Origin of the sequence: Brenneria populi (assembly GCF_036016195.1) — a bacterium.
Lineage (GTDB): Bacteria > Pseudomonadota > Gammaproteobacteria > Enterobacterales > Enterobacteriaceae > Brenneria > Brenneria populi.
Window position 1 is genome coordinate 219,905 of record NZ_JAYWTM010000011.1, and the last position, 9,484, is coordinate 229,388.

General features: G+C 55.3%; 12 protein-coding genes. All 12 read right to left on the minus strand.

Features of this window, described 5'->3' with window-relative positions:
• The 12 genes from VSX58_RS13775 to VSX58_RS13830 all read right to left on the minus strand — a co-directional run bounded on the left by VSX58_RS13775 (nt 1) and on the right by VSX58_RS13830 (nt 9,393).
• Nucleotides 1-288 carry a hypothetical protein gene (locus tag VSX58_RS13775; protein ID WP_327618588.1) on the minus strand — a complete coding sequence of 96 codons (288 nt, stop codon included), beginning with the start codon at nt 286-288 and terminating at the stop codon, nt 1-3.
• On the minus strand, nt 285-1,343 hold the full coding sequence (locus VSX58_RS13780) for a major capsid protein (protein WP_327618589.1): 1,059 nt from the start codon (nt 1,341-1,343) through the stop codon (nt 285-287). Before VSX58_RS13780 ends, VSX58_RS13775 begins: the two co-directional genes overlap by 4 nt.
• Nucleotides 1,344-1,416: 73 nt before the next feature.
• A complete protein-coding gene (locus tag VSX58_RS13785) occupies nt 1,417-1,845 on the minus strand; it encodes a head decoration protein (protein ID WP_327618590.1) in 429 nt (142 codons plus the stop codon).
• A complete protein-coding gene (locus tag VSX58_RS13790) occupies nt 1,845-2,423 on the minus strand; it encodes a hypothetical protein (protein ID WP_327618591.1) in 579 nt (192 codons plus the stop codon). The genes VSX58_RS13785 and VSX58_RS13790 overlap by 1 nt, the downstream gene beginning before the upstream one ends.
• Before the next feature lies 1 nt (nt 2,424).
• On the minus strand, nt 2,425-3,276 hold the full coding sequence (locus VSX58_RS13795; RefSeq protein WP_327618592.1) for a S49 family peptidase: 852 nt from the start codon (nt 3,274-3,276) through the stop codon (nt 2,425-2,427).
• The gene (locus VSX58_RS13800; RefSeq protein WP_327618593.1) at nt 3,276-4,907 is read right to left on the minus strand and encodes a phage portal protein; all 1,632 of its coding nucleotides are present in this window, start codon (nt 4,905-4,907) and stop codon (nt 3,276-3,278) included. The genes VSX58_RS13795 and VSX58_RS13800 overlap by 1 nt, the downstream gene beginning before the upstream one ends.
• Complete coding sequence (gene gpW, locus VSX58_RS13805) at nt 4,907-5,170, minus strand: gpW family head-tail joining protein (protein ID WP_327618594.1); 264 nt, start codon at nt 5,168-5,170, stop codon at nt 4,907-4,909. The genes VSX58_RS13800 and gpW overlap by 1 nt, the downstream gene beginning before the upstream one ends.
• A 12-nt stretch (nt 5,171-5,182) precedes the next feature.
• Nucleotides 5,183-7,171: a phage terminase large subunit family protein gene (locus tag VSX58_RS13810; RefSeq protein WP_327618595.1), complete on the minus strand. Its 1,989-nt coding sequence runs from the start codon at nt 7,169-7,171 to the stop codon at nt 5,183-5,185.
• A complete protein-coding gene (locus VSX58_RS13815; protein ID WP_327618596.1) occupies nt 7,143-7,757 on the minus strand; it encodes an RNA polymerase subunit sigma-70 in 615 nt (204 codons plus the stop codon). The genes VSX58_RS13810 and VSX58_RS13815 overlap by 29 nt, the downstream gene beginning before the upstream one ends.
• Nucleotides 7,758-7,899: 142 nt before the next feature.
• Nucleotides 7,900-8,544 carry a hypothetical protein gene (locus VSX58_RS13820; protein ID WP_327618597.1) on the minus strand — a complete coding sequence of 215 codons (645 nt, stop codon included), beginning with the start codon at nt 8,542-8,544 and terminating at the stop codon, nt 7,900-7,902.
• A 167-nt stretch (nt 8,545-8,711) separates the two neighbouring features.
• Complete coding sequence (locus VSX58_RS13825) at nt 8,712-8,897, minus strand: hypothetical protein (RefSeq protein WP_327618598.1); 186 nt, start codon at nt 8,895-8,897, stop codon at nt 8,712-8,714.
• A gap of 112 nt (nt 8,898-9,009) precedes the next feature.
• Nucleotides 9,010-9,393 (minus strand): hypothetical protein, encoded by a 384-nt coding sequence (locus VSX58_RS13830; protein ID WP_327618599.1) that lies wholly within the window; start codon nt 9,391-9,393, stop codon nt 9,010-9,012.
• Nucleotides 9,394-9,484: the final 91 nt, after the last annotated feature.

The window sequence follows — 9,484 nt, forward strand, 5'->3', positions numbered from 1 at the left end:
TTACCCCTGCGTGATTTTCACGCCGTCAGACACCGTAATTTTTACGGCCGACTCGGATTTCTCCGCAGCGACGGCAACCAGGGCATCCTGGCGGGCTACGAAACCCAACTTTTCCAGCCGAACAGCGTCCGATTCAGATACTTCCAGACGGTTGGTAGCCTCATAAGTGGCACCGTTGTATTTCACGGTTTTCCCCTTGAGCACCACGACAGCGATCGCGGCGGTTTCCTCCTCATTCCCCGTTTCCTCCTGAGATGGGGTTGACTCTTCGGTTTTTTTTACCATCATTCCACCACCGTCGCGCACAGGGCCGCGTTAACGCGGCTGGGGATGACAATCGGCGAGGACTGCATCATCAGGAAACGCTGCGCCGGGTCGGGATTGACCCACGTTTTCGGGGCGTAGGCCATCGGCCCGTAGTTGAATTCCGGATCGATGATAGCGCCAAATGCACGGGTTCCCATCAGGTCGGCACCGCTCATGATGACAGACCCGTCGGGGATCATCGGTTTTTCGACACCGGTGACGGGATCGATAACCCAGTCGTTATACACCCACAGATCGAACTGCCCCCAACGCCCTTTATATACCGCCCCCTTCTGGATGCGCGCGCCTGCATCGATTTGATTGCCGAACGGGCTTAGGGCGGGGAACGTAATGGCGTTGTCTTTAATGGAGGTATCCAGTCGAAATGCCTTCCATGACTTATTGGTGAATACCAAGTCGGTGGGCACTGCGCCTGACTTCTGAAGTACCAGCGTTTGCCATTCTTCAATGTTTTCAGAAGGCAAGGTGTTCGTGGCACCGGCGGATACGGACGTAGGCCACAGATCGCTCCCCGACAGGGCAATCGTTAGTGCGCTGTCTCGTCCGAAATCCACCACCGTCGTTTCAAATCCATCGCCAGCAATAGTGACTGCCCCGGAAACCATAGCGCTTGCGGCCATCCACTCCAGGCGGCGATTCAGGATATCGATCTGATCTTCCATCTCGAACTGGATGTTCAGCATCTCGCGCTGAGCGGCGGTGTACTCCCCGCCGATACGCTCGCCGATCTGGCGCTTGATGGGCTTGCGCAGATCAGGTGCGCGCTTGTCCTTGATATATGCGGGGCGAAAGGTGTTGGTCTGGTAGCGGCGGCTTTCCACCAATTTCCCCTCCACCAGCGGTGAGCAGAACGGTGCCATACGACGTAGCCCCACATCCACATCAATGCTGACGAATTCGGTATCGCTGGTCACTACGTTGGGGAAAAACCGGTCCAACAGCCAGTTTTGTGAGGTGATAAGATTAGGTACAACCTGCACCAGCACCCCGGTATCAAAAATATTCGGTTCAGCCATGTTTGTTTCTCTCTGAATTTTAAAAGCGAAAACCCCTACCCGTGAGAGCATGGATTCAGGCGTTGAAGGGAATTTATTCGGTAGCGACGGTTACCGGCGCATCGACAACATCTTTCAGGAAAATAGTGTGCGGGCGCAGCGCGACTTTGAGGTCGGCCAGCGTCCAGGAATCATCGTACGTGATACGAGTGGCGTTAAACTCGCCCATCACGTAAATCCCCGCAGTCACGTCCGCGGCAGTGGCGTCGACATCATCGACAAGAATGGCGACCGGATCCTCGCTTCCGTCCGTTGCAGTGGACAGGCTCAGCGTATATTTACCCGACGCCGTGATCCGCCCTAATACCGTGCCGCGCTTATACGTCGCCGTGGCGCCGGTTAAAATGGTTATGGTGTCGGTCACAAGTTGAAGTGGACCCGCAATCAGTTGGTCGGGGATAAACGTATCCTGACGATACAACGGCCCCCAGGCGTTTTGCCCATATTCGTTTAGCGTCGCCATTATTTACCCCCTTTCGTTTTACTGTAGAGGCTGGACATGGCTGCAGCCAGCCCTGATTTGGTTGATTTGTCGGCGGGCTTGGCGTCCACCCCCAACTGATGGTTTTTGACCGACGCCATGCGCTGATCGAGCGTGACGCGCGCCGGAGCAGGGGACGTACCAGATGAGGCCATCACCTGGATCGCTGCTTTAGAGCTCATGCCAGTATTGAACGCCAGAGAGGCGGCCAGTGCCGGATTTGCCGCGGCATGCTTGCTGCCGAATATTTTTGCACAGCGCTGACGTTCAGCGCGACGCCCGGCTTTTTTGGCCTTTGAGTCGTCTTCGTCATCACCGTCATCATCCCCATCGTCTTCCGCGTCCTTTTCGTCGTCGTCATCTTCGGCGTCCGGATCGTCCTTTTCATCCTCTTTCGCGTCAGTGTCGTCCTGGTCGTCCTCTTCGGCGTCCTTCTTGTCTTCTTCATCCTCGGCCTTGCGGGCTTTGGATTTCTTACTTTCTTCCTTCTCGTCATCCTCTTCCACTTTGGCAGAGGCGGATCGACCGAGTAGGTGCGCAAAGCTGAATTTATTGCTCATGTCAGTTTCCTATGGTTTTTAATAAATCACGAAAGGCTGCATCGGGCGCTTTCACTTCGTCAGCCAGACCGATGCGGACTCCCTCAGATGACAGGAAGGTGGCGGCCTGTGTATCTCGTATTGCTGATTCCGATATGCCACGGTTCCGAGATACCGTGGACACAAAAAGTTTTCCGACCTCGTCGACCTCGGCCTGAATAGATGCCAACGCCTCATCGGTCAGCGGCTTATACGGATTCGTTTCCGCCTTGCGCGATCCGTAGGTCACGATAGTGACATTGACCCCATCGTCCGCGATGGCCTGAGACCAGTCACAATGGATGACGATGACGCCGACAGAGCCGACGCCACCGGTGCGCGGCACAATGATTTTGTCTGCGGCGCTGGCGATGGCATACGCTGCGGAGTATGCGCTTTCGGTCAAGATGGCATGGATTGGTTTTTCGCCGCGGGCGCCGTAAAGGGTGTCCACTAGGTCAAAGCAGCCGGCCACCTCTCCGCCGGGGGAGTCGATATCCAGGCAGATGGCCCGAACTTCCGGATCATTCATTGCCGTCAGGAAACAGCGGCGGATGCCGTCATAACCGGTCATGCCACTCCAAGGGCGCAGCGAACCGAGTTTTTGCACCAGCGTGCCGTATACCGGGATGACGGCGACGCCCTCCAGTACGTCATAGCCGCAGTCGCGCCCCTCGCGCTCAAACTCCAGTCCGTCACCCAGGAACGCGGCATTCGACTGTATCTTGCTAATGCCCATCCGCTCGGCCAATGCGGTCATAACCACTTCGGCTTTTCGGGGATGCAGCGCCAGCGGAGTATTAAACAGCCGCTGCGCCAAATGGGGTAAATTCACTATGCCTCCGGCTCCTTGATTGTGTCACTGGCGAATTCGTTTGCCTGCGCCCATGACGGCAACGGCAATCCGCGCTCTTTACAGGCTTCAATTTCCCGAGCGCGCTGGTCCATCACCTCTTCCCAGTCCTCGCCGTCATTTTCAGCCACTTCTTTTTCTAATGTGGACATGCCCGCTTCAAGTCCCAGGATGGCACCTTTCTTTTCTGCAACCGGATCAACCCAACCACGACCAGGCCCCATCCACTTGGCGCGCACATATTCCGCGCGCGCCTCAAGAAAATCCGGTGCTCCGGCAGGGAGCGGAACCTCTCCCAAAGAGTGGAGCTCTTCGATAAAACAGGACAAGATCGGTTGCGCAAACCCGGCCGCAAAATCCTCACGCCGGCGCGTCAGGGTTTTCCACGCCTCCAGCATGGCAGCGCGGGCCGAACTGTAATTAACGTCGCTCCAGTCCTGCGTAAGTTGCTGGGTTGAAATGCCCGTGGCTGCCGCACAGTTACGTAACACTGCACTTTCAAACGCGGCAAAGTTACTGTTCGGCCGTGAAGCATCGACGGTCGTGATAGTCTCGCCCGGCGGCAGAATTGGCATCTTCGCGCCGCCATGCAGTGAAATGCGATGATCGTTATGAAAATCGGTGCGCATATCCTGATAGGCGAGCACATCATCCTGCCGCAGTCCATCTTCGAACAGACGCGGGTCATAGGGCGATGTAACGTAGGCGCCGAAAACGGCATTCAGGATCGCCGCTTCCAGTTCCGTCTGGTCGTACTTCGTCAGCATTTTCAGGCGCTGTACAATGGGGGTGAACATGCTGGTTCCGCGATGCTGAGTCGCCCGGTCGCCGTCAAAGTCATGGATGACGATCGGGCGACCCCATGAGGTTTCCCGCTCGATGCGGTCCCACGTCATGGTTTTCTCACCGCTCCACCAGTCTCCGATGTGTGCCTTGCGGATGTGATAGGCCACCGGCGCACCGTCGGCGTCGATTTCCACGCCGCCGCGAACGTTAGGCATATCGAACTGCTCCTGGGGATTGCTCAGGCGATCGGGGTCAATTAATTGCACCGTAGTCGCATATCGAGCTTTGCCCGTTCCCAGCCTGTCAGTACGGTATTGCATCACTGCCAGTGTGTCGCCGTCGATCAGCTTGTGGCGAAACCCAATGCGTAGGATCTGCGAAACGGTTTTCTTACGCTCAACATCGCAGTAACGTCCGGGATCATTCGCCCAGCGCCGCCATGCGGCCTCAATGGCTCGCCCATATTCATCTGCCCATGCGGCATCAAACCCCTTAACCCCGCTCATCATCTGTAACGCGCGGTAATCAGCTTTTGCCAGCGGCCGAAACGTCGCCCCCACAGCAGAATCGAGAATGCGGGTAACGCTGCCGGCGGCCCAGCCATCGTTGCGCACCATATCCCGGACGCGAGAGACGATTCGGTCACGATAGATATTGATCTCGTTGTCCGGGGACCACAGCGCCGGCTGCCAGTTTGCCAACTGGTCGCTGAACGAATCGGCTGCATCGTAAGGAACACGTCCGCTTCCGTTCAACGCGGAACGGCGTGGGCCTCCGGAAGTTGGCAGAGGCCGACCATCAGCGCCCAGAATTCGAATTTCATTCATCAGTACCGAAACCTTAACGTCCGGCGCGGACGTTTCACGATGCCCAGTTGTGCCTGTAACAGTTGGATCAGGGACATCAGTTGCCCGATGTCCGTTTGCTGATACGTCACCGATCGCGTGCCGTCGCCCTGCGCATAGGAAAACGACACCCCCTTGGCGCCGGAAGACAACTCTATGTATGCCTGTTGTGCAGTGGTGAGTGCGGCCAGCAACTGGGCGCGAGTCATCGCACCAGCCAATAGACTGGAGTTGGGGTCGAACATAAAGGAGCCTCGTTAGTGAGCCAGTCGCCTGTGCAGCGATTTCGGCGCCGGTTTATCCGGGGTTTTAATGGTGACGCCGGGAAGGCGTAGATTCTGTTTTTCCTCCGGCTCTGTCGGTGGCGGCAGCAGTGAAGACGGGTCTTTCTGCTGGTTAGCCGCCATCACGTTGAGTTTCAGTCCGAAGAACAGCAGTCCGCATAACGCAGCGTAAGCGTATACTAGGCAATCCAACGCCTCGTTAGCGCGGCCCGGTAACTGCTCCCATATGCGATAGCGCCGACCGCCGGAGGTTTTCATCACAGACCGTTCCGCCAGCAACTGGCCGAAATAGTTGAGATCGCGATCAACGGGAAAATGCATGTAGCCGGCCACTGGATTGCCCGGCGCATAATCATCCGGCAGTTCGATATGCAGGCGACTACGAATGGCGTCTTTCGCCGCATTAACCCCGAGTATGATCGGACGAAACTGAGACTTACTCCGAGATGTCGGCCGCTTCGTCGGCCACACCGGGGAGCGCTGCCCACCGCGTGCCGATTCGCCCTTAATAGCCCAGATGCGCCGTCCCAGCCTTTCCTTTGCAAATTCGTACACCTTCTGGGTATGGTGTCCGCCGGAGTCCATGCAGACCGCCATCAGGGTAAGCCCGCGCCCGTCAGCTCGCCGCCATATCTGTTGCAGATAGGCATCCAGGCGCAGCCAGGGTTCAGCGGTTTCCAGATCGCCCTCAATCACGTCGTGCACGATAGACCAGCTTTCTTCGTTGGTTCCCCAGCCCCACACTGAAATTTCAAACCGGTCATCCTGAGTATCGACGCCGGCAGTGAGTACCGCCACGCCGTCCGGGACTTCCGCCGGGTAGACCTCGCAGCGTTCCGCCAGGCGGCGCTCGCTCAACGCCTTTTCTCCGCGATCTTCGTACGATTCGCCCAGCACCAAGTTAATGAACGTCTGGCGCGCCAGTGGATCATCTTTGACGCGCAGCCACTCAGCCGCCAGATATTTCCAGGCCGCATTGGGGAACAGGCTGTAGCCGGCCCAGATATGAAACCCGGCATTGCCGGTAAACGGTTTCGTCGCACGCCACTCGCCGCGCTTTATCATCGCGGCCTTTTCGTTGTGATGGATCACACAACCGTTGTGTCGGCAGACGTAGTACGCGGTATCCGGCAGGTGGTTGCCGTCGGCATCCTTTTCCCACTTGATGCCGTAGGGCGTATCCGGCCCGCCCCACTCCAGCACCTGATACTCGCCGCAGTGCGGACATGGAACGTAGTAATAGCGCTGATCTGAATCTTCGAATGCGGTATCAATGCGGCTGGTTCCCTTCACTGTGGGCGTGGAGCCAACACCGATTTTGCGATTCCAGAACGTTTCCGATCGCTTGATGCCCAGAGCTATCTGGTCCCCTTCCATCCCGGCACCGCCGGCAGGGTAGCCATCCACTTCATCGAACAGGATAATGCGGCAGGTGATGCGCCGAAAACCGCCGGGACTGTTAGCGCCCGTCAGCGTCAGGTTGGCGCCGTTGGCGAACGTTTTTTTCAGGATGGTCTGGTTGCTGTCTTTCGCCTTTGGGTCAGGACAGATCTCCGCCAGCGCAGGCGTATCCCGCAGCATCGGCACGATTTCGGTTTTGCTGTAGTCCTCCGCATCCTCGACGCGTGGCTGCACCACCAGGATCGGGGATGGGTCGTGCGACAGGTAATAGGCCGTAACGTGGTCGAGGATTTTGGTATAGCCGACGCGAGCCGATTTTTTTACCGTGACCTGGGTGACGATCGGATCGGTAAAGGCATCCATGATGCCGTCCTGATAGGCGAATGACCGGAATTTCCCGGTTTGCGCGCTGGTTTCCTTCGACAATACCGCGTACCGGTTGGCCCACTCGCTCAGCGACAACGGCTCCGGGGGACGGATATCTTGACGCGCCTTGATCAAGGCCCGCGAGAAATTCAGCCAGGCGGCAGCGTTATCCCTCTCCTCTGTCATCTGCCGCATCAATACTCAACTCCTCCATCGCCTCATGAACCACTTCCTGCAGTGCCTGGACAAACTCCGCATCGGTAGAAGTGGAAGCCAGCACGCGCAGGCGGGGGCCGTGTTCGGGTGCAATGGCTATCAGACGGGTACGCATTCGGGAATACTCTTTACGGACAGCATCGATCATGTCCTGGTACGGCAGCACCTGACCGGATTTGATGTCGTATTCCAATTGGGTCAGCAGGGCCAAAAAGTTTTCCTTCATCGTCCTGGCTTCATCGAGCGTCATCGTTACACCGCGTTCGGCGATCATCCGCTCAACGATCTTTGCCGGGGTGTCCTCGGGCGATTTGTTACCCTCGACAGTGTTACCTTGTTTGTTACCCGACTTGTTACCCTGATTGTTACCTTTCTTGTTACCTTTGGTGTTACCCACTGGTTTTTTTTCGGGTCGGGTAACAGTTTTTCGGAAACGCTCAATGTTGGAATTTGACGCGTCGACGTCAATCTCTTCTCCGTCCAAAACCAGCCAGCCGCGGGCCTTCCAGGCGGTTACGGTCTTTCGGCTGACGCCATGGAGTTTCGCAAAATCGGACTGGTTCATGTTGTTACCCTGGGAAGGTTGTTACCCAAATTTCAAAACTTCATAGCTAGTGAAAAAACGGGGCGCGCAATGCCCGTGCTTTACAAAAGTGTCAGGAAGGACCCATTTTTATGTAGATGATAATCATTGTCATTTATTGCCATCATTTCGCGGTCCTCATCGCCTCGGCTATCGCCTTACTCAACTCACTCGGCATCAACGCAGCGGCCATCGTGTTAGCCCTGTCCATATAGCCCAGTGTGGGTTTAACTGGTAACGCATCGCCAAACTGGATTAGCAGCTTCGGTGCTGGCATTTTCTGACGAGGGCGGCGTGTGCCATTTGCCGAACGCTTTTGACGCTTCTTGCCCTTCTTAACTTTCTTTGCCTTGCGGCGCTGCCATACACCATTAACACCATCAACCTCACCAATAAACACATCAGGCTTGGCCTTGAGCTGCGCCATTTTGTTACGCGTCAGGTTGCCGTATTTGTTCAGCTTAATGTTTTTGGGATTGAGCAAGGCTTTGCTGTTCAACTTATGCGTGCCGCCGAACTCAAATGGTTCGAGGTAACTGGCCGCAATGTCACGAACAAATACCCTCGCGTGTAAGTTGTCCTTTCGAGCACCGACAGAGCCGAGCGAGTTAACAGTAAATGGTGTTGGGTTTTCCAGATTTCGCTGGAATGCGGTCTTTTGTGCTGACTGAATCTTACGAGCTACACTGGTTAATGCTTGGGCGGTGGCAAACGGGATTTGCTTTCTAATACGCCGTAGTTCTGCCGACAACTCTTTAAGCCCAGGCATATACAGTCCTTATCCAAACAAAAAGCCCCGGCGGATGCCAGGGCTAAAAGTGGTAATAAGAAAGGAATTCGAACCCATGAGCGACTGGGTATAATCCTCTGCACCACTCACCCGCCTATAACAGCGTCACGCTTCATCCAGAGCGGCATGATGTCACGTCATACGTGCTATTTTTTCTTGTCCACTGCCGCCTGTATCGCATCAGCAAGATTCGAAATTTCTTCTTTAGCAAAAGAGATCACGCTACCAACGTTATCCCCTGAAGCGCCAGCCTTAATTATCTCTAAAGCTGCTTTAACGGCTTCAAGTCTGTCTAAACTCTCACGGCTATATGTGTTGTATTTTTCCAGCATCACTATCTCCATCATCAGAACCAGCCCTAATTAACTGGCACCATTGATCTTGTAGCACTTACGAGTTTTTTCAAGCATTATCACAGGCACTCAGTGAATGCCAGCTAAATGCCTACTTGACCGCCTCAATCGTCGAGCCATGCGAGTTCATCACATAAACTTGATCGCCGGGATAAATGTACTGATACCGAACCCCATCAAATGCTTTTCTCGGAGCGCTGATCGGGCTTTCGAAATCTTCAATCAGGATAGCGATAGCGTTCTCATCCAACACCCCGTCTCGCTCGCTGACGATCAACTCTTCTTCCTGCAGGGCTTTAGTGCATTCAGCGTCTTCATAAACGGCCGGGAGCCAAATAGCAAAGTCGGGATTTGAGTGCTCATTGGTCTGTTTCAATATATCCCCGAATCGCTCTGAGTCTGGATAGGCAATAGTGACGCTAGGTAATTCGCAGATATGGGTCACACCATCAATGATCGTTTTTACTGTAAACATTGTGCTTCCTTCTTCGTCTTCTGGTTACAACAAAAAGCCCCGCTATTGCGAGGCTCAGTTTGATTCTGTTATCGCATCATAAGACCGCTCA

Excerpts from the sequence above, each read along its gene's own strand:
- VSX58_RS13775 (WP_327618588.1), bottom strand. The coding sequence starts at position 288 with ATGATGGTAAAAAAAACCGAAGAGTCAACCCCATCTCAGGAGGAAACG.
- VSX58_RS13780 (WP_327618589.1), bottom strand. The coding sequence starts at position 1,343 with ATGGCTGAACCGAATATTTTTGATACCGGGGTGCTGGTGCAGGTTGTA.
- VSX58_RS13785 (WP_327618590.1), bottom strand. The coding sequence starts at position 1,845 with ATGGCGACGCTAAACGAATATGGGCAAAACGCCTGGGGGCCGTTGTAT.
- VSX58_RS13790 (WP_327618591.1), bottom strand. The coding sequence starts at position 2,423 with ATGAGCAATAAATTCAGCTTTGCGCACCTACTCGGTCGATCCGCCTCT.
- VSX58_RS13800 (WP_327618593.1), bottom strand. The coding sequence starts at position 4,907 with ATGAATGAAATTCGAATTCTGGGCGCTGATGGTCGGCCTCTGCCAACT.
- gpW (WP_327618594.1), bottom strand. The coding sequence starts at position 5,170 with ATGTTCGACCCCAACTCCAGTCTATTGGCTGGTGCGATGACTCGCGCC.
- VSX58_RS13810 (WP_327618595.1), bottom strand. The coding sequence starts at position 7,171 with ATGCGGCAGATGACAGAGGAGAGGGATAACGCTGCCGCCTGGCTGAAT.
- VSX58_RS13815 (WP_327618596.1), bottom strand. The coding sequence starts at position 7,757 with ATGAACCAGTCCGATTTTGCGAAACTCCATGGCGTCAGCCGAAAGACC.
- VSX58_RS13820 (WP_327618597.1), bottom strand. The coding sequence starts at position 8,544 with ATGCCTGGGCTTAAAGAGTTGTCGGCAGAACTACGGCGTATTAGAAAG.
- VSX58_RS13825 (WP_327618598.1), bottom strand. The coding sequence starts at position 8,897 with ATGCTGGAAAAATACAACACATATAGCCGTGAGAGTTTAGACAGACTT.
- VSX58_RS13830 (WP_327618599.1), bottom strand. The coding sequence starts at position 9,393 with ATGTTTACAGTAAAAACGATCATTGATGGTGTGACCCATATCTGCGAA.